Annotated in this window: 24 protein-coding genes; 10 read left to right on the plus strand and 14 right to left on the minus strand. The window is 61.7% G+C overall.

Annotated elements, in window-relative coordinates:
• From LH464_RS04555 to gatB, 5 genes are all read right to left on the minus strand, one after another.
• A complete protein-coding gene (locus tag LH464_RS04555) occupies nt 1-417 on the minus strand; it encodes a DUF2155 domain-containing protein (protein ID WP_226785184.1) in 417 nt (138 codons plus the stop codon).
• A 94-nt stretch (nt 418-511) separates the two neighbouring features.
• On the minus strand, nt 512-910 hold the full coding sequence (locus tag LH464_RS04560; RefSeq protein ID WP_226785185.1) for an NADH:ubiquinone oxidoreductase subunit NDUFA12: 399 nt from the start codon (nt 908-910) through the stop codon (nt 512-514).
• Between the two features lie 111 nt (nt 911-1,021).
• A complete protein-coding gene (locus LH464_RS04565) occupies nt 1,022-1,486 on the minus strand; it encodes a GNAT family N-acetyltransferase (protein WP_226785186.1) in 465 nt (154 codons plus the stop codon).
• A gap of 13 nt (nt 1,487-1,499) precedes the next feature.
• Complete coding sequence (locus LH464_RS04570) at nt 1,500-2,003, minus strand: GNAT family N-acetyltransferase (RefSeq protein WP_226785187.1); 504 nt, start codon at nt 2,001-2,003, stop codon at nt 1,500-1,502.
• A 3-nt stretch (nt 2,004-2,006) separates the two neighbouring features.
• On the minus strand, nt 2,007-3,509 hold the full coding sequence (gene gatB, locus LH464_RS04575; RefSeq protein WP_226785188.1) for an Asp-tRNA(Asn)/Glu-tRNA(Gln) amidotransferase subunit GatB: 1,503 nt from the start codon (nt 3,507-3,509) through the stop codon (nt 2,007-2,009).
• A 142-nt stretch (nt 3,510-3,651) separates the two neighbouring features.
• Here gatB and LH464_RS04580 point away from each other — a divergent pair, with 142 nt between their 5' ends.
• Nucleotides 3,652-3,990, plus strand: a complete 339-nt coding sequence (locus tag LH464_RS04580; protein ID WP_226785189.1) for a DUF1294 domain-containing protein — start codon at nt 3,652-3,654, stop codon at nt 3,988-3,990.
• Here the strand turns inward: LH464_RS04580 and LH464_RS04585 are convergent.
• Nucleotides 3,984-4,493 (minus strand): GNAT family N-acetyltransferase, encoded by a 510-nt coding sequence (locus LH464_RS04585; RefSeq protein WP_226785190.1) that lies wholly within the window; start codon nt 4,491-4,493, stop codon nt 3,984-3,986. The two genes, LH464_RS04580 and LH464_RS04585, sit on opposite strands and share 7 nt — an antisense overlap.
• A 279-nt stretch (nt 4,494-4,772) precedes the next feature.
• Here LH464_RS04585 and LH464_RS04590 point away from each other — a divergent pair, with 279 nt between their 5' ends.
• Complete coding sequence (locus LH464_RS04590) at nt 4,773-5,030, plus strand: YjhX family toxin (protein ID WP_226785191.1); 258 nt, start codon at nt 4,773-4,775, stop codon at nt 5,028-5,030.
• 138 nt (nt 5,031-5,168) lie between these two features.
• On the opposite strand, the gene gatA is transcribed toward LH464_RS04590, so the two are convergent.
• The 3 genes from gatA to LH464_RS04605 form a co-directional block, all read right to left on the minus strand.
• The gene (gene gatA, locus LH464_RS04595; protein WP_226785192.1) at nt 5,169-6,650 is read right to left on the minus strand and encodes an Asp-tRNA(Asn)/Glu-tRNA(Gln) amidotransferase subunit GatA; all 1,482 of its coding nucleotides are present in this window, start codon (nt 6,648-6,650) and stop codon (nt 5,169-5,171) included.
• A 56-nt stretch (nt 6,651-6,706) separates the two neighbouring features.
• Complete coding sequence (gatC, locus tag LH464_RS04600; protein ID WP_226785193.1) at nt 6,707-6,994, minus strand: Asp-tRNA(Asn)/Glu-tRNA(Gln) amidotransferase subunit GatC; 288 nt, start codon at nt 6,992-6,994, stop codon at nt 6,707-6,709.
• Nucleotides 6,995-7,068: 74 nt separating this feature from the next.
• Nucleotides 7,069-7,773: a metal-dependent hydrolase gene (locus tag LH464_RS04605; protein WP_226785194.1), complete on the minus strand. Its 705-nt coding sequence runs from the start codon at nt 7,771-7,773 to the stop codon at nt 7,069-7,071.
• 114 nt (nt 7,774-7,887) lie between these two features.
• Here LH464_RS04605 and ruvX point away from each other — a divergent pair, with 114 nt between their 5' ends.
• Complete coding sequence (ruvX, locus tag LH464_RS04610; RefSeq protein WP_226785195.1) at nt 7,888-8,370, plus strand: Holliday junction resolvase RuvX; 483 nt, start codon at nt 7,888-7,890, stop codon at nt 8,368-8,370.
• On the opposite strand, the gene LH464_RS04615 is transcribed toward ruvX, so the two are convergent.
• Both LH464_RS04615 and LH464_RS04620 read right to left on the minus strand, forming a co-directional pair.
• Nucleotides 8,319-8,648, minus strand: coding sequence for a DUF6105 family protein (locus LH464_RS04615; protein ID WP_226785196.1), 330 nt, complete (start codon nt 8,646-8,648; stop codon nt 8,319-8,321). The two genes, ruvX and LH464_RS04615, sit on opposite strands and share 52 nt — an antisense overlap.
• Nucleotides 8,645-8,821 carry a hypothetical protein gene (locus LH464_RS04620; protein ID WP_390624924.1) on the minus strand — a complete coding sequence of 59 codons (177 nt, stop codon included), beginning with the start codon at nt 8,819-8,821 and terminating at the stop codon, nt 8,645-8,647. The genes LH464_RS04615 and LH464_RS04620 overlap by 4 nt, the downstream gene beginning before the upstream one ends.
• Nucleotides 8,822-9,022: 201 nt before the next feature.
• Here LH464_RS04620 and LH464_RS04625 point away from each other — a divergent pair, with 201 nt between their 5' ends.
• From LH464_RS04625 to LH464_RS04635, 3 genes are read left to right on the plus strand one after another with little or no spacing between them, the layout of a single operon-like run.
• The gene (locus tag LH464_RS04625) at nt 9,023-9,694 is read left to right on the plus strand and encodes a TetR/AcrR family transcriptional regulator (protein WP_226785198.1); all 672 of its coding nucleotides are present in this window, start codon (nt 9,023-9,025) and stop codon (nt 9,692-9,694) included.
• A complete protein-coding gene (locus LH464_RS04630) occupies nt 9,691-10,554 on the plus strand; it encodes an amidohydrolase family protein (protein ID WP_226785199.1) in 864 nt (287 codons plus the stop codon). The genes LH464_RS04625 and LH464_RS04630 overlap by 4 nt, the downstream gene beginning before the upstream one ends.
• A gap of 28 nt (nt 10,555-10,582) precedes the next feature.
• Nucleotides 10,583-11,593 (plus strand): Bug family tripartite tricarboxylate transporter substrate binding protein, encoded by a 1,011-nt coding sequence (locus LH464_RS04635; protein WP_226785200.1) that lies wholly within the window; start codon nt 10,583-10,585, stop codon nt 11,591-11,593.
• A 93-nt stretch (nt 11,594-11,686) separates the two neighbouring features.
• Here LH464_RS04635 and LH464_RS04640 read toward each other — a convergent pair whose 3' ends face one another.
• Nucleotides 11,687-12,331 carry a TetR/AcrR family transcriptional regulator gene (locus LH464_RS04640; RefSeq protein WP_226785201.1) on the minus strand — a complete coding sequence of 215 codons (645 nt, stop codon included), beginning with the start codon at nt 12,329-12,331 and terminating at the stop codon, nt 11,687-11,689.
• Between the two features lie 113 nt (nt 12,332-12,444).
• Complete coding sequence (locus LH464_RS04645; protein WP_226785202.1) at nt 12,445-14,097, minus strand: acyl-CoA dehydrogenase family protein; 1,653 nt, start codon at nt 14,095-14,097, stop codon at nt 12,445-12,447.
• 121 nt (nt 14,098-14,218) lie between these two features.
• Here LH464_RS04645 and LH464_RS04650 point away from each other — a divergent pair, with 121 nt between their 5' ends.
• From LH464_RS04650 to dprA, 4 genes are read left to right on the plus strand one after another with little or no spacing between them, the layout of a single operon-like run.
• Nucleotides 14,219-15,160 carry an aspartate carbamoyltransferase catalytic subunit gene (locus LH464_RS04650; RefSeq protein WP_226785203.1) on the plus strand — a complete coding sequence of 314 codons (942 nt, stop codon included), beginning with the start codon at nt 14,219-14,221 and terminating at the stop codon, nt 15,158-15,160.
• On the plus strand, nt 15,157-16,443 hold the full coding sequence (locus LH464_RS04655) for a dihydroorotase (RefSeq protein WP_226785204.1): 1,287 nt from the start codon (nt 15,157-15,159) through the stop codon (nt 16,441-16,443). The genes LH464_RS04650 and LH464_RS04655 overlap by 4 nt, the downstream gene beginning before the upstream one ends.
• A 24-nt stretch (nt 16,444-16,467) precedes the next feature.
• Entirely contained in the window at nt 16,468-17,073 is a 606-nt protein-coding gene (plsY, locus tag LH464_RS04660) for a glycerol-3-phosphate 1-O-acyltransferase PlsY (protein WP_226785355.1), read from the plus strand.
• A 2-nt stretch (nt 17,074-17,075) separates the two neighbouring features.
• A complete protein-coding gene (dprA, locus tag LH464_RS04665; protein ID WP_226785205.1) occupies nt 17,076-18,227 on the plus strand; it encodes a DNA-processing protein DprA in 1,152 nt (383 codons plus the stop codon).
• Here dprA and LH464_RS04670 read toward each other — a convergent pair.
• Entirely contained in the window at nt 18,180-18,398 is a 219-nt protein-coding gene (locus LH464_RS04670; RefSeq protein WP_226785206.1) for a hypothetical protein, read from the minus strand. The two genes, dprA and LH464_RS04670, sit on opposite strands and share 48 nt — an antisense overlap.
• Nucleotides 18,399-18,470 lie beyond the last annotated feature (72 nt).

Here is an 18,470-nt window from a genome sequence, read left to right on the forward strand (position 1 = left end):
TCAGTTTGTTGTCTCGGGCGCCGGCACGTCGGACTTCAGCTTGCAGCCGGTCAACCAGATATCGTAGATCGGGTGTTCCACCGCATTGAGGCCGGGGCTCGCCGCAAACATCCAGCCCGTGAATATCCGCCTGATCTTGCGGTCCAGCGTGATCTCTTCCACCTCGACGAAGCCGTCGATCATCTGCACTTCGGTATCGTCGCGGGAATAGCAGACCTTCGGCGTTACCTGCAGGGCGCCGTATTGCACCGTCTCGTCGATATAGACATCGAATGTGGTGATGCGACCGGTGATCTTGTCGATGCCGGCGAAGACCGCAACAGGGTTTGAAATGCGCGCTGCAGACACTGCGCCAGCCGTCAGAACCGACACCGTCGCAAAAGCCACACCTATGGTCAGCTTGCGGGAGAATTTCATCGATGATCCCATTCTGCGTCCGGTCCGGGGAAGCTCCAGATACGCCATCCAGCGCATCTATCGCCTAGAAGCCGAATGTGGCCAAAACAGGTGCTTAGCTACCCGGTGTCCAGGCGTCATAATCGCCGGTAACGCGGGCGCGCTCACCCGATGCAGCCAGCGAACCCTTCGGCCGATATGCGCCAGCCGTGCCCGTCAGGTTAGGCTGGTGCAGCTTTTCCCACTCGCGCGGCTTGTAGTCTTCCTGCGAGGGCGCAACGTCGGTGCGGTGATGCATCCAGCCGTGCCAGCCCGGCGGGATCGCCGAAGCGTCCGCGTAGCCTTTGAAGACCACCCAACGGCGCGGCAACCCGTAGGAGCTCATGGAGCCCTCGTAGTAGATGTTGCCCAATTCGTCCTCGCCGACCTTCTTGCCGAAGCGCCAGGTAAAGAACCGGGTGCCGAGGGTCTGGCCATTCCACCAGGTGAATATCTGCAGCAGGAGATTTTTCATGTGTTCTTCGTCAGCTATGGCAAACGCTAGGGGCAATATGATCTGCGACCGTTCGACAGCTTATGCAACCTGTCGGCCATGATGTCCAGCGATTCCAGTGCGTACCCGTGGTCATTTAAGTCGCATCTTGAAGCCGACATGGCTCTTGGCAAAACCGAGGCGCTCATAGAAACGATGTGCATCCGTCCGCGCCATGTTCGACGCGAGCTGCACAAGCCGGCAATCGCGCCGAGCGGCTTCCGCAATGGCATAATTGACCATCGTGGCGCCGATGCCCTTGCCTCGCATATCGTCGCGTGTCTGCACAGCTTCGATAACCATGACCAGGCCGCCCCGGCCGGTGAGCGTGCGGCTGAACATGATCTGGAAGGTGCCGACAACCTCGCCGGCCAGTTCGGCGGCAAAAAGCTGTTCGTTGGCGGAGGCCTCGATCATGTTAAAGGCGCGAAGATAATCGTCGAACGCGGCAGGATCGGTGGTGTCGCCGTGGCCCCCGACATCGTCGGCGGAAAAGAGCGCAATCAATGCCGGGAGGTCCTCTTCCCGTGCTCGACGGATCAGCAGATCTTCCACCATGTATCGTCTCCAATTACCGCGGCAGCGGCTTTTCCATCACCACCGCCGGCAGGCCGGAGGCAGGGCCGCCGAATTCCTCCATGCGATCAACCTCCGTGAAGCCGAGCCGGCTGTAGAAGGAGATCGCACGACTGTTCTGGAGCGCCACCTCGACCCGCATGATCTCAGAGTCGGGAAAACACGTCTCGATCTCGCCGAAAATGTCGCGTCCGATCCCCTCGCCCTGGCAGGACGGACGGACGTAGAGCTGGTGAAGCATCACCGTCTTTTCCATTTTCGGATAGGTGGCGGCATAGCCCATGCCGCCGATAGCCTTGCCGCTGTCTGCAACCAGGAATTCCGCGCCGCGCTTGATGACCCTTGCCTGGATGGCTGAAGGCGAATTCCACGCCTTCAGCATCTTCTCGACGGCCTGAGCGCCGTAGAAGGGGTCGTAGCTTGCATGGAACGTCTCGACCAGAAGCGCATGCAACTGATCGATGTCGCGCTCGCTTGCAGTGCGGACGAAATAGACCATGGCCTATTCCTCGATGCCCAGCTTGGCCTTTACCAGCGCCTGCACCGCCTGCGGGTTGGCCTTTCCGCCGGTGGACTTCATCACCTGCCCGACGAACCAGCCGGCGAGCGCGGGCTTCGCCTGCGCCTTGGCGACCTGGTCCGGGTTGGCGGCGATGATCTCGTCGACGGCCGCTTCGATCGCGCCCGTGTCAGTCACCTGCTTCATGCCGCGGCTTTCGACGATTTCCGCCGGATCGCCGCCTTCGGTGAGAACGATCTCGAACAGGTCCTTGGCGATCTTGCCGGAAATGGTCTCCGCCTTGATGAGATCGATGATCGCACCCAGCTGAGCGGCAGAAACCGGAGTCTCTTCAATATCTTTGCCGGTTCTGTTCAAGGCGCCCAGCAAGTCGTTGATAACCCAGTTCGCAGCCATCTTGCCGTCGCGACCAGCAGCCACCGCCTCGAAATAATCGGCAATCGCCTTTTCCGACACGAGCACCGACGCGTCGTAGATCGACAGGCCAAGTTCGCGCACGAAGCGCTCCTTCTTGTCGTCCGGCAGTTCCGGCAGGTCGCGGCCCATCTCCTCGACGAATGCGTCGTCGAACTCGAGCGGCAGCAGGTCCGGATCGGGGAAATAGCGGTAGTCGTGCGCCTCTTCCTTGGAGCGCATCGAACGGGTCTCGCCCTTGCCCGGATCAAACAGGCGGGTTTCCTGGTCGATCGAGCCGCCGTCTTCGAGAATGCCGATCTGGCGGCGGGCTTCGTATTCGATGGCCTGCCCCATGAAGCGGATCGAATTGACGTTCTTGATTTCGCAGCGCGTGCCGAAACCTTCGCCGGGACGGCGAACGGACACGTTGACGTCGGCGCGCATCGAGCCCTCGTCCATGTTTCCGTCGCAGGTGCCGAGATAGCGCACGATCGAGCGCAGCTTCGTCATGTAGGCCTTGGCTTCGTCGGAGGAACGCATGTCCGGCTTGGAGACGATCTCCATCAGCGCGACGCCGGAGCGGTTGAGGTCGACGAAGGACATGGTCGGATGCTGGTCGTGCATCGACTTGCCGGCGTCCTGTTCCAGGTGCAGGCGTTCGATGCCGATCTCGATATCCTCGAACTGGCCCTGGCGGTCAGGACCGAGCGAAATGACGATCGTGCCTTCGCCGACAATCGGATCCTTGAACTGCGAAATCTGGTAGCCCTGCGGCAGGTCAGGATAGAAATAGTTCTTGCGGTCAAAGACGGAGCGCTTGTTGATCTGCGCCTTCAGTCCGAGGCCCGTGCGCACGGCCTGCCGGACGCATTCCTCGTTGATGACCGGCAGCATGCCCGGCATGGCCGCATCGACCAGCGACACGTTTGCATTCGGATCCTTGCCGAACTCGGTGGAGGCGCCCGAAAACAGTTTTGACTTAGAGAGCACCTGGGCATGGACCTCCAAGCCGATGATCACTTCCCAATCACCGGTGGCACCGGGAATGAAGCGTTTCGGGTCGGGAGTGCGGACGTCGACAAGGGTCATCGGATGCTCGTTCAGGCTCAGTTTCAAGTGTTTCGTGGGTAGAGCAAATGGGACGACGGCGCAAGCGTACGCCCCTGTCCGGAGACAAAACATCGCTGCCGGCCTTGGCATAAACTTAACTACAGCGTGCCAGACTATCGCAATGCAACTCGCACAGCTCGCCTCATTTTTTCTGATCTACCTGCTTCTCAACCTTGTGGTGTTCTGCATTTACTGGTGGGACAAGCAGGCGGCGATCGGAGGGGCATGGCGTGTGCGCGAGAGCACGCTGCTGATGCTGGCTTTCATCGGCGGCAGCTTTGGAGCAATAACGGCGCAACGACTGCTCCGTCACAAGACGCGCAAGGAGCCGTTCCGGACCATCCTGGCGCTGACCGCCTCGCTCCACGTCGTAATCGTCACTTTCGTTGCGGGGATCTGGCTCTTTGCACCTCAGGGCACGTTCCCTGCCATGCTTCGCATAGCAACCGACTATCAATAAGCCGGCCCATAGGTCTCCGGCGAGGTCTCGACAAGTTCCTTCGAAAGCCCGACCGACTGCACTTCGCGATCGAGCTTCTGCGAATAGGTGGCGGACAGCCAGTTGATGCGATACCCGTTCCTGCCGAAGAACCCGATAGCCTGCTCGTTGAGGGCATGCGTCTCGACCCGGGCACTGACGAAGCCCTGCCGGACAATGTCCGATTCGACTACTGCGAGAAGCGCCTTACCCAAACCCTGGCGCTGAAACGGCAGGTCGATCCAGAAATCGCTGATCAGTTCGTCGAGCTTTTCGCGCGCTGCCCATCCTGCCAAGGCTCCTCCGTGCTCGACCACGGTGATGGTCAACCACGAGGATTGGGTGAAGTTGTCGAAGGCGGCACGGGCATTTTCACGGATACCAGCCATGTCGCCGACCGACGACATGGCTTTTTCCCATGCCCTCAGCCCGATCTCGCTCAATATTCCGGTTTCGTCTTCCCGCGCATTGCGAATGGTCGCCATGGTCGCCCCTGTTTGCGCATAATAGGCAACTGAGTCTTGGGTTTTGCCAAGTCCCCTGTACTCGTACCAAGATCAGGAGGATTGACGGGCGGGGCCCGGGAGATTTACGGTTTCCCCGTACATTGGAGTTTTTATGTTCATTCAGTCTGAGTCCTGCTGAGAGGCCTGCCCGCAAGAACTGCGCGCATGGCCTGACGAAAGCGAACCGCTGACGCTTCCTCAAGCGCCGGCAACGTTTTTGCACGCTCATTTTTCGAGCGCATCTCCGGACATCAGACTATGGACATCTCCCGCGCCGAACAGCGCATTCTCCACATGCTCGCCCAGGGCGGCAGGATCGAAATCACCCGTGACAACGGCAGAAAGATCGAAAAGCTTCAACTCTTCACCCGTGAGGGGTGGGTCTTCTCCGGGCTCGACCTCATGACCTTCCGCAAGCTCAAGCAAAAGAAGGCGATCAAGTCCCAGGGCGGCAAACCCTACTGCATCACCGAACGCGGCCTGGTTCTGGTGAGAGCCGAACAGGATAATCGATAAGGCAACGGTAGCGGGGACGGCCTACGAGTTGGGCCGTCTCTCAGCCCTTGAATGCATCGCTGGATTTCCAGGTGGCAAAACCAGCTTCGCCGACCACGATGTGGTCGGCGACTGTCATTTTCCGAACTTTGAGACCGGTTACCACCACCTGGCAGGCGTAAACCTGCCGGCAGCCTGTTCGATGACGTAAGCGGCCTTGAACAGGGTTTCTTCCTCGAACGGCTTGCCGATCAGCTGCAGGCCGAGTGGCAACCCCTTCTTGTCGAGGCCCGCGGGAACCGCGATGCCCGGCAGACCGGCCATGTTGACCGTTACCGTGAAGATGTCGTTCAGGTACATGGCGACTGGATCGGCGGCGAGGTTCTCGTCGGCAACACCGAAGGCGGAGGACGGGGTCGCCGGCGTCAGGATCGCATCGACGCCTGCATCGAAGACGTGCTCGAAGTCGCGCTTGATCAGCGTGCGGACCTTCTGCGCCTGAAGGTAATAGGCGTCGTAATAGCCTGCCGACAGCACGTAGGTGCCGATCATGATGCGGCGCTTGACCTCCTTGCCGAAACCGGCTGCACGGGTCTTCTCGTACATGTCGATAATGTCCTTGCCATCGACGCGCAAGCCGTAGCGAACGCCGTCGTAGCGGGCAAGGTTGGAGGACGCTTCCGCCGGGGCGACGATATAGTAGGCCGGCAGCGCGTACTTCGTGTGCGGCAGCGTGATATCGACGATCTCGGCTCCGGCATCCTTCAGGAAGGCGATGCCCTGAGCCCAAAGCTTTTCGATCTCTTCCGGCATGCCATCGACGCGGTATTCCTCCGGAATGCCGATCTTCATGCCCTTCACCGACTGGCCGAGCGACGCTTCGTAGTCCGGAACGGCCAGATCGACGGAGGTTGTGTCCTTCGCATCGACGCTTGCCATCGACTTCAGCATGATCGCGGCATCGCGCACGTCACGGGCGATCGGGCCGGCCTGGTCGAGCGACGAGGCAAACGCGACCGTACCCCAGCGTGAGCAGCGGCCATAGGTGGGCTTGATGCCGACGGTGCCGGTGAAGGCAGCCGGCTGGCGGATTGAGCCGCCAGTATCGGTTGCGGTGGCGCCGGCGCAGAGATGGGCTGCAACGGCTGCGGCCGATCCACCCGAAGAACCACCCGGGACGAGTTGCTGGTTCGAGCCTTCTGCACGCCACGGGTTGATGACCGGGCCGTAGTGCGAGCTTTCATTGGAAGAGCCCATGGCGAATTCGTCCATGTTCAGCTTGCCGAGCATGACGGCGCCATCGTCCCAGAGGTTCTGCGTGACGGTCGATTCGTATTTCGGCTCGAAGCCGTCGAGGATGTGGCTGCAGGCCTGGGTGTGGACGTCGCGCGTGGCGAACAGGTCCTTGATGCCGAGCGGAATGCCTTCAAGCGCACCGCCCTTGCCGGCGGCGAGACGCTGGTCGGAAGCCTTCGCCATCTCAATCGCCTTTTCAGGCGTCACGGTGATGTAGGCGTTCAGTGCTTCGTTTGCAGCCGAAATAGCGTCCAGATAGGCCTGCGTCAGTTCGACGGCCTGGATGTCCTTGGACGTCAGCTTTTCGCGGGCTTCGGCAATGGTGAGGCTGGTGAGTTCGGTCATGATATCTTGTCGCCTGGCAGTGTCTGGAATGGTCGGAACGGCAGCGATAGCGGATGCTATTCGACGACCTTCGGCACGAGGAAGAAATTGCGGTCGGTCTCGGGCGCATTGGCGACGATATCGTCAACCTTGTCGCCATCGGTCACCTGGTCGTTGCGTTTGCGCATGACCAACGGCGTCACGGACGTCATCGGCTCGACGCCGCTCACGTCAACCTCCGACAATTGCTCGACAAAGCCGAGGATGCCGTTCAGTTCGCCGACCATGCGCTCTGCCTCATCTTCGCTGACAGCGATGCGGGCAAGGCGCGCGACGCGCTTGACGGTGGCGAGATCGACGGACATGGCATAACTCCGGGCAAGAAATTTCCTACCGCTATAATCGCCACGTCCGCCGTTCGCAACGGGAAAGCCGAGGCTTAGAAACTGAGTGTCGTTCCTGGAACCGGAGCTTCAACGCGTGTGCGGGTGCCTTCCATGCCCTTCACGAACTTTTCCGCCGTCTGGTCGATGATCGGGAAAGAGCCGTAATGGCAGGGAATCGTATGCTTGAAATCGAAGAAACGCTGGCAGGCAAGCGCCGCCACCGCTCCGCCCATGGTGAAGCGATCGCCGATCGGGACGAGGCCGATATCGGGCTGATGCAATTCGTTGATCAGGCCCATGTCGGTGAAGATGTCCGTGTCGCCCATGTGGAGCAAGGACGGCTCGTCATCGATATGCAGCATCAGGCCGTTTGCACTTCCGAGAGCATGTGACACACCGTCTTCCGTCACCTGCGCGGAAGAATGCTGCGCCTGCGTGAACGTGGCGGTAAATCCGTCGAAGGAGACGGTGCCGCCGGTATTGCCCATGTCGAGCTTCTCCACGCCCTTCGTGCCGAGCCAGGCAGCAAGATCGGCATTGGCAAGCACGATTGCACCCGTTTCCCTGGCGATCTGGACAGTGTCGCCGACATGGTCGCCGTGACCATGGGTCAAAAGCAGGTGGGTGACCCCTTCGACTGCATCGCGACGGTCGAGGCCGGAGAAGCCTGGATTGCCGGTGAAGAACGGATCTATGAGGATTTTCGCCTTCGCCGTCTCGATACGAAAGGCGGAGTGGCCGAGCCAGGTGATCTTCATGAAGGTTTCCTCGTTAGATGATGCGAAAGCTCGCGGAAGTGCCTAAAGAGATATCCCACACGGCTTCGATTGGAACCCGTAGCGGGTGAATTTGAACAACAGGATATAAACCGGATGACAGTGCTGACGATCGAGGAACTGGCCGCCACGCTGCAGCCCGGCCAAGCGATTGCCGGGCTCGACCTCGGCACGAAGACGATCGGCATCTCCATGTCGGACCTCGGCCGCCGCTTCGCCTCACCCCGTCCGGTCATCAAGCGCATCAAGTTCACCAAGGATGCAGAGATCGTGCTCGCGTTTGCCGAGAAGGAAAAGGTCGCTGCTTTCGTCATCGGCCTGCCGGTGAACATGGACGGTTCGTCCGGGCCCCGGGTTCAGGCGACGCGAGCCTTCGTCCGGTCCATGAGCGACAAGACCGCCCTGCCCTTCGTCTTCTGGGACGAGCGCCTTTCCACGGTGGCAGCCGAGCGGGCGCTGCTGGAAATGGATGTTTCGAGAGCAAAGCGGGCCGAGCGAATCGATTCGGCCGCCGCGAGCTTTATCCTTCAGGGCGCTCTCGACAGGCTCTCGTCCCTGGCAAGAATTTCCGAAGACTGATCCGCCTGACGCTGGCGCCACCAGGCCGCGATCTTCTTGCGGCGACGGAAGCCAATGATCGCGAAGACGATCAGGCTGTCGACTGCGACCGCCCGCATGACGAGCGGCGGGATATCCTCGGCGGGAATGCCGAGCACATTGCTGTAGACCTGAAAGACGAGATCATGGGTCTGCCGGGTCAGCATGAAGAAGCCGAAACTCATGTCGTTGTAGGAAAGGCCATACCAGCTGCCGAGCAGCAGGACCGGTCCACCCCACAGAATCAGGAACCACTTCATGCGGTTCTCCTTCCCGGGTGATCGAAATTAAACTCAACCGTCGCCACCCACCTCAGCAGAGCCATCAGACTCAAGACTGTGGCGGGAACAGCAATATCCAACGCCAGCACCGCAAAGAACATCATCATGATGATCAGCAATGCGCGATCGGCAATGGCAGTTCCGTGCGGCAACGGCTTCATCCGTCCATGGTTAACATACGGTTAACCGCAATTTAGGCGCCATCCGTCCCGGTGCAACGAATTCCGCCGGACATGGTTAACGCCGGCACGGATCACTGTGGATAAGACCGCCTCCATCCTGCTGAACCGGGCATGACATCGCGCCGCGATTCTTGATTGACTGCCCATCCAATTTGTACAAGTGTACAAGACATGAGAACGAGCGCAAAAGAACCTCTCCTCCGCAACGCCGCAACCTTGTTTTCCCGCAGCGGATACAATGCCGTCTCGTTGCGCGACATCGCAAAGGCAGCCGGCGTCAACGTCGGCAGCCTCACCTATCACTTCGGCTCGAAGGCCAATCTCCTGCGCGAGATCTACGCCCGTCACACGCTGCCGATGAACGCACGGCGCCTCGAACTTCTCGGCGAGGCAAAGCGGATCAGCAATCCGGACGAGCGGCTGATGGCGATCCTCAGGGCCTATGTCGTACCGGCATTCGTCTCGTCGTCAGATGGCGATGGCGGCGGGGCAGAGTTTACCCGGATGCGCGCGGTTCTCTCGGCCGAGGGCAATCCAGACGCCCAGGCGATCATTGCCGACGCTTTCGACGAAACCAGCCGAACATTCATCGACGCACTTGGCGAGTGCCTTGGCGGCGCATCGGTAGAGGGGCTGGTGTGGCGAAGCCAGTTCCTGCTTGGCGCCCTCTACTACGCGCTCATCAACCCCGAGCGGGTAACGCGCCTTTCCAACGGTGCGGTCGATGGCGACGACCGGGAGGCGGCGGTGAACCAGCTCGTCGAAGCGAGCTATGCCAGCTTCAGGAGCCTCGCCGTTCCTTCGACAGCACATCAGAACAGCAAGGAGACCATCGACAGATGACATCCACCTCATCTGCCCTCAGCGCGGGTAAACGGAAACCGACCTTCAGCCCTCCCACCGGAAGTTGCGATGCCCATTGCCACGTCTTCGGACCCGCCGCGACGTTCCCCTACGCACAGAGCCGCAGCTACACCCCGGAAGACGCGCCCAAGCAAGCGCTTGCAGCGCTGCACGATCGTTTGGGCGTGGAACGCGCCGTCATCGTGCAGGCCAGCTGCCACGGAACCGACAACCGCGCCATGCTCGATGCCATCGCGTGGCGCCCCGACCGTTATCGCGGTGTGGCCATCGTCGACGACAGCTTCGACGACCGGGCGCTCCAGGATCTGGACGACGGCGGTGTACGCGGCGTGCGGTTCAACTTCGTCAGGCATCTCGGCGGCGCACCGGACATGGACGTGTTCAACCGGGTGATAGACCGGATCAAGGGACGTGGGTGGCATGTGGTCCTGCACCTCGACGCTGCCGACATCGTGCCACTCTCAGACATCATCCGCGGCCTGCCGGTGCCGTTCGTGATCGATCACATGGGCCGCGTCGACACGACGCTCGGCGTCGAACAGCCAGCCTTCCGGTCGCTGCTGGAATTGGCTCGGCAGGAGAACTGCTGGGTCAAGGTGTGCGGGTCCGAAAGGATATCCCGCCACCCTTTCGATGCGGCGCTGCCCTTCGCTCAGGCGCTCGTGGAGGCGAGCCCCGACCGGACGCTGTGGGGAACGGATTTCCCGCACCCCAACCTCAAGGAGCCGGTGGACGAGGCCGATCTCATGGATCTCGTCCCGGACATCGCGAGGACCGAGGAGGCAAGGCACAGGCTGCTGGTCGACAATCCGGCACGACTTTACGGGTTCGCCGCCTGAACGGCGGCTATTTTGGAGGAGGAAGAGAATGGTTTTCAACAAGGCACACCGGCCAGGGTTATTCCGGAGAACGCTGCTGACTGCAATCTTGCCGGCACTGGTATTTGCTACCGCGACACCCACCGCAAGCTGGGCCCAGGAAGAGTATCCGACGCGCGAGATCACGCTGGTGCTGCCGTTCGGTCCAGGAGGGATCGCCGATATCACCTCACGCGTCGTCGCCGATGCACTCGGGAAGAAGCTCGGCAAGCAGATCGTCATCATGAACCAGCCGGGAGCAGCCGGATCCGTTGCTGCGCGCGCCGCGCTCAATGCTCCTGCGGACGGCTATACCCTCGCCCTGCTTTCCAATGGGACGGCCATCAGCGTCCCTCTGTTCGAAAGCCTGCAGTTCGATCCGGTGAAAGATTTCGTGCCGGTATCAAGCCTTGCCTATTTCGACTTCGTCTTCGTGACCAAGGCGGGCGGCAAGTTCAAGTCGCTCGGTGATGTTCTGCAAGCAGCCAAGGCCGAACCGGGCGCCCTAAATGTCGGCACGATCACGGTCGGCAGCAGCCAGAACCTGGCAGCCGAACTGTTCATGTCCACCTCCGGTGCCGAGTTCACCATTGTCCCCTACAAGGCAACGCCGGACCTGCTGGTCGCTCTCCTCGGGGGCGAACTGGATGTCATCATCGACAGTCAGACGGCATTGAAGGCTTCACTCGAGCAGGGTCAGGCCTTGGCGCTTGCGTCCTCAGGTCCGACGCGCTCGAAGCTGCTGCCGGATCTCGCGACCGCACAGGAACAGGGTGTGGCAGAGTTCGACGTGACATCCTGGAATGCGATCTTCGCACCCGCAGGCACCCCGCAGGACGTGGTTGACAAGTTGAACGCGGCGCTTGTGGACGTTCTTGCAGATCCCGAAATCCAGAAGCGCTTCGCAGAACTCGGGGTGGAAGCGCGCTCGAGCACGCCTCAGGAGATTGGCGACCGTCTCGCATCCGACATCAACAAATGGGCGGATGTTATTGATAAGGCGGGAATTCCAAAGCAGTAGACAGGTTGCAATGGTCCCAGGAGGGCGGCCGCAGTCGTCCTCAAACTGCCCGGAAGGTAGAAGCCCACCGGCTTGCCTTTCGGGCCTTTCCGCTCAGCCGTAGATGCCCCGCACGAGCCGACGCACGGAGGCTTCGACCTTCTCCCAGTCCTTGTCGCTGCGCAGCGACAGGCCAGCGAACTCGCCCGTCGCAACAGCGGCGATCACCAGATGCTGGATTGCCGCAAAGAGAATGCCATTGACTGTCGACGCATCGATGCCCTTGGGCGGCGTCAGGCTTCCCCGCATCCGGTCGAGCCATTTGGCAAGCGCCTTCGAACGGGCCTCGGCCAGGCGCCGAACCTGCGGCGTATCCTTGGATACTTCCCACGCAATGACCTTGCAGACCAGCGGATCGTTTCTCAACGCCTCCATGTAGAGAAGCGCCAGCCGCTCCATCAGGTCGCCGTAGGTCAGAAGGAACATTCCCCCCGTGCATTCGGGAATGCGCTCCTTGACCCAGTCTCCGAGATCGGTTCCGATCGCATCGAGCAGCCCGTCCAATCCACCATAGTAACGGTATATCAATTGCTTGTCGCAGCCGGCTCGTCTTGCGATCGCATTGATCCCAAAGCCCTGGAAACCTTCCTCGGCCAAAAGATCGCGGGCCGCCCTGAAGATCGCACCCTCTGTGTGGGCACGGTTCTTGACGCGCTTCTCGGGTACGAACTGGTCTTGAGCTTCCTGCACTGCAAGCATCGACGGCACTCCAACTATCCCTGCCGGATAATGCCCAGTGGCGACGGAAACAATCTGCCCGCACCGGCCATACACAGAAACCCGCAGGAATTATGCCCGTCGTGGCCGAGAGATCAGGCTGCTGCCGGATAGAGAAGATCGATGATGTAGCCTGCGTCGAAGCGAGCATCGAGCATGCCGTAGGTCGAACGCCATCCGCCTGCGAGCCGCGTTTCCAGGAAGGCGTCGGCGATCTTGCCGGCACCCAGCCGCGCCAGTTCGGCAGCGCCCGCTGCCAGAGCCAACTGCTCGACAAGCAGCCTTGCCGCACCCTCGTCCGTTTCGCAGAGCGCCATTGCCGCCCGCAATACTTCTATGGTCTTGCGGCCCGATGCGCCCAGATCCCGTTCGAAACCGGCAAGCACGATATCGAAAAGGTCCTTGCCGCGCGACAGGACCCGCAGGACGTCAAGCGCCATGACATTGCCGGAGCCCTCCCAGATCGCGTTGACCGGCGCCTCGCGATAGTGGCGTGCCAGAGGCCGGTCTTCGACGTATCCATTGCCGCCAAGGCATTCCATTGCCTCATAGATCAGCGAAGGAGCGATCTTGCAGTTCCAGTACTTGATCACCGGCGTCATGACACGGGCAAAGGCTGCGTCCGACGCACTGCTCGCCGCCCGGTCGAAAGCCTCCGAGAGGCGAAATGCCAGCGCCGTGGCTGCGGCCACATCAAGCGCCATGTCTGCCAGAACCCGCGTCATCAGCGGCTGATCGACGAGGTTCTTGCCGAAAACGCTGCGGCCGCGGCAGTGATGCACGGCTTCGGCAAGCGAGGCCCGCATGATGCCCGCGGAGGCCAGGGCGCAATCGAGGCGCGTCAGCGTGACCATGTCGAGGATGGTGCGGATGCCGCCTCCAGGCTCGCCCAGAAGGTAGCCGAAAGCATCCGTGAACTCAACTTCCGACGATGCGTTCGAGCGATTGCCGAGCTTGTCCTTCAGGCGCTGGAACTCGAGGCCGTTGGCCGACCCATCCTCCAGCAGGCGCGGCACCAGGAAGCAGCCGATACCCTCGTTGGTCTTGGCCAGCATGACGAAGGCGTCGCTCATCGGCGCGGACATGAACCATTTGTGGCCGGACAGGCGATAGATGCCCTCGCCGACCCGCTCGGCGGTCGAGCGGTTGGCGCGGACGTCCGTGCCGCCCTGCTTCTCCGTCATGCCCATGCCGAGCGTGATCGCCGACTTCTGCAGGGCTGGACGGTTCGAGGAATCGTACTTGCGCGACAGGATTTTCGGCGCCCATTCCTTCTGCACCCGTGGCGATGCCATCAGGGCGGCGACGGAGGCGCTGGTCATCGTCAGCGGGCAGAGGTGGCCGGTTTCCAGCTGCGCCGAAAGATAGAAGCGCGTGGCACGGGCCTTGTGCTCGCTGCCCTTCGCTTCGGGAATGCTTTCCCAGACAGACGAGTGCAGGCCGATCGACATCGACCGGCGCATGAGCGCATGCCAGGCCGGGTGGAACTCGACCACGTCCAGCCGTTCGCCCCGCGGTCCGTGCGTCCGCAGCTTCGGCACGCCCTCGTTCGCCATCCGCGCCAGTTCCTGCGCCTCGGGCGAGGTCACGTAATGGCCGATCGAATCGAACTCCTCACGCAGCGAGCGATGCAGTCCCGCGGTGAGGTCGACGACCAGCGGATCTGAGCGGTAGGCGTTGATGCCGGACCAGGGGTTTGGCTGGTTGAGTTCGGCAAGCTTTTGTTCGGTCCGGCTATTCTGTGTCATGGAGCGCTTCTAGCCCGTTTCTCTGAAAAATGCATGAGGATGAACCGACTTTTCCCACCCATTCGCTTGCCCCCTTCCCAGCCAGTCATTATAGACGCGCGAACGCAAGCGGAGACGTCTCATGGTCTTCTTCCCTCACCGCCACCTCCTCGGCATCAAGGGCCTCACCGAACCGGACATCACCTTCCTTCTGGACAAGGCCGACGAGGCCGTCAAAATCAGCAGGCAGCGCGAAAAGAAGACGTCGACGCTACGCGGGCTGACGCAGATCAACCTGTTCTTCGAAGCATCCACGCGCACGCAGGCCTCGTTCGAGCTCGCCGGCAAGCGGCTGGGCGCGGATGTGATGAACATGTCCGTCGGCAATTCGTCGGTGTCGAAGGGCGAAACGCTGATCGACACCGCGATGACGCTGAACGCGATGCGGCCGGATGTGCTCGTGCTTCGCCATTCCTCTGCGGGGGCTGCCGCGCTGCTGGCGCAGAAGGTCGCCTGCTCGGTGGTCAATGCCGGTGACGGCCAGCATGAACACCCGACGCAGGCGCTGCTGGACGCCCTCACGATCCGACGGGCCAAAGGCAAGCTGTCGCGCATCATCGTCGCCATCTGCGGCGACGTACTGCATTCCCGCGTCGCGCGATCTAACATACTGCTTCTCAATGCAATGGGCGCACGCGTACGCGTCGTCGCACCCGCCACGCTCCTGCCCTCCGGCATCGCGCAGATGGGCGTCGAGGTCTTCCACTCTATGGAAGAAGGCCTGAAGGATGCAGATGTCGTGATGATGCTGCGCCTGCAGCGTGAGCGCATGTCGGGCTCGTTCGTGCCTTCCGTACGCGAGTACTTCCACTTCTACGGCCTGGATGCCGAAAAGCTGAAGGCCGCGAAGGAGGATGCGTTGGTGATGCACCCCGGGCCGATGAACCGCGGCGTCGAGATCGCGTCGGAGGTCGCCGATGGGCCGCAGAGCGTGATCGAGAGCCAGGTCGAAATGGGGGTCGCGGTGCGGATGGCGGTGATGGAGACCCTTCTGACCTCGCATGATCACGGAGAACGCGCATGAGCCATACCGTTCTCAAAAACGTCCGCATCATAGATCCGTCCCGCAATCTCGACGAAACCGGCACGATCGTGATCGGCGACGATGGCCGCATTCTCGCGGCCAGCAGCCAGGCCCAGAACCAGGGCACGCCGGACGGCGCAACGGTTCGCGATTGCAGAGGCCTCGTGGCTGTGCCCGGCCTCGTCGATGCCCGCGTCTATGTCGGCGAACCCGGCGCCGAGCATCGCGAAACGATAGAATCCGCCAGCCGCGCTGCGGCCGCGGGCGGCGTGACCTCCTTCATCATGATGCCGGACACAAACCCGGTGCTCGATGACATCGCGCTGGTGGAGTTCGTACAGAAGACGGCCCGCGACAAGGCGATCGTCAACGTGCATACGGCCGCCGCCCTGACAAAAGGGCTTGCCGGCCATGAGATGACGGAGATCGGGCTCCTTCAGGGTGCCGGCGCAGTCGCTTTCACCAATGGGCGCCACGGCCTGTCCGACTCGCTGCTTCTGCGCCGTGCCATGACCTATGCGCGCGAACTCGACGCCGTCATCTCGCTCGAGCTGCGCGAAAAATATCTCGGCAACGGCGTGATGAACGAGGGGCTGTTTGCCAGCTGGCTCGGTCTTTCGGGCGTGCCGAAGGAGGCCGAACTCATTCCGCTGGAGCGGGATCTCCGCATCGCCGGGCTGACACGGGCCAAATACCACGCGGCGAAGATCTCCGTGCCGGAATCCGCCGAGGCCATGCGGGTCGCGCGCAACCGCGGCGCCAACGTCACCTGCGGCATTTCGATCAACCACCTGTCGCTGAACGAGAACGACATCGGCGAGTATCGCACCTTCTTCAAGCTTTCGCCTCCCCTGCGCACGGAGGACGACCGTATGGGGATGGTCGAGGCGCTGGCCGACGGCACGATCGATATCATCGTTTCGTCGCACGACCCCCAGGACGTCGACACAAAGCGCCTGCCCTTCGCCGACGCAGCCGACGGAGCCGTCGGCATGGAGACGATGCTTGCGGCAGCCCTGCGCCTGCACCATTCCGGCCAGGTGCCGCTGATGCGCCTGATCGATGCGATGTCGACGCGTCCAGCCCAGATCTTCGGGCTCGATGCCGGTACGCTGAAGCCAGGTTCGCGCGCCGATATCACGCTGGTCGATCTCGACGAGCCATGGCTGGTTGCCGAGGGAATGCTTCGCTCCCGGTCGAAGAACACGCCGTTCGAGGATGCCCGCTTCTCCGGTCGCGCGGTCGCCACCTATGTCGGCGGCAAATGCGTCCACACCCTTTGAGGAGACAGGCCAGTGAATGAATTGATGAACTGGCAGATCACCGGCCTTGTTGCGGTGGCAGCTGTCGTGCTCGGATATCTTCTTGGCTCGATACCCTTTGGGCTGATCCTGACCCGCATGGCCGGGCTGGGCGATATCCGCTCCATCGGGTCGGGAAATATCGGCGCCACCAACGTGCTTCGGACCGGCAACAAGAAGCTGGCGGCAGCCACTTTGCTTCTCGACGCCTTCAAGGCGACGGCTGCGGCTCTTGCAGGCTATTATATTGCAGGCCCGGAGGCTGGCCTCCTCGCCGGTTTCGCTGCCTTCCTCGGTCACCTGTTCCCGGTCTGGCTCGGCTTCAAGGGCGGCAAGGGTGTCGCCACCTATATCGGCGTGCTGCTGGGCGTCGCGCCGCTCTGGGTCCTCGTCTTTGCGGCGGTGTGGCTGGCGGTGGCCTTCATCAGCAAATACTCATCCTTGTCCGCATTGGTTGCAATGCTTGTGATTCCGGTTGCATTGTGGATAGTAGGCGAGGAAAAGATCGCGCTTATCATGGCGATCATGACCGTGGTCTCCTGGTGGCGGCACGAAACCAACATCAGACGGCTGCTGGCGGGGACGGAAGGCAAGATCGGCCAAAAGGGATAACCATGCCGGACGGCGGCGCAGGACGAACCGGAATTGCGCTGACCGAGAGGCAAAGGATCGCCTGGCTCCGCCTGATCCGCAGTGACAACGTCGGCCCGGCCACCTTCCGCGATCTCATCAATCACTTCGGATCCGCCGAGGCAGCGCTTTCCATGCTGCCGGAACTCTCGAACCGTGGCGGAGCCTCGCGCAGCATCAGGATCGCAACGGTCGAGGACGCCGAGCGCGAGCTGGAGACTGCCCGCCGCGCTGGCGCACGCTTCATCGGCATCGGCGAACCGGAATATCCGCCTGCACTGCGCCAGCTCGATGGCGCACCGCCCCTGCTTGCCGCCAAGGGAAACTCTTCGGCTACCGTCCAGCCATCCGTGGGGATCGTGGGATCCCGGAACGCCTCGATCAGCGGCGCAAAGTTCGCTGCAATGGTCGCGCGTGACGTCGGCCGCGCCGGCTATACCGTGACCTCCGGCCTTGCCCGGGGCATTGACACGGCCGCGCACCGCGCCAGTCTCGATACGGGTACGATCGCCGTCCTCGCCGGCGGGCTCGACCAGCCCTATCCTCCCGAGAACATCCCGCTCATGGATGAGATCACGAGGAGCAACGGTCTGGTCGTCACCGAGATGCCGTTCGGATGGGAACCGCGCGCCCGCGATTTTCCGCGGCGGAACCGGTTGATTGCCGGCATTTCCCTTGGTCTCGTCGTGGTCGAGGCCGCGCAAAAATCCGGCTCCCTCATCACCGCCCGAATGGCCAGCGACTACGGCAGGCTGGTTTTCGCCGTGCCCGGCTCTCCGCTCGATCCGCGCTGCCACGGCACGAACGCTCTTTTAAAGGACGGAGCGATCGTTACGACCGGTTCCGAGGATGTGCTTGATGCGCTTGCACCGCTCTCACGCATGGAACTGCCATCGGCGCATGTCATTGAGGAGCCTGAAAAGGAAAACGCTGACAGGGCTTTCCTGCCACCCGATGAGACCGAACGGGCGACCATTGTTTCCGCCCTCGGACCGACACCCGTCGAGATCGACGACATCATCCGCCATACCGGGCTTCCGGCCGCCGCAGTCTATCTGGTTCTCCTGGAGATCGATCTTGCCGGGCGCCTATATCGTCACGCCGGTGGACTTGTTTCGCTCTCCATGGCCGATTGAGCGCGGGCGGCGACCGGACTGGACATCGCCCGCTTCGACATAGGCCATCTCAATAAGATAGCAGAGCATGTCGGCTCCTTGCTTGTGGGCCACCTGATGCAACTCACCAAGCATCTGGCGAATATAGGCGATGGCCTCTCCGTCCTCGGTGGTCTGATGTTCTGTTCCCATGATCCATCCTGTTGTGCTGGACCCCAGCAGAGGCACCGAAGCTTGCATTGGTTGCAGCAGGATAATGCAGTT

Origin of the sequence: Pseudorhizobium xiangyangii (assembly GCF_020531965.1) — a bacterium.
Taxonomy (GTDB): domain Bacteria; phylum Pseudomonadota; class Alphaproteobacteria; order Rhizobiales; family Rhizobiaceae; genus Neorhizobium; species Neorhizobium xiangyangii.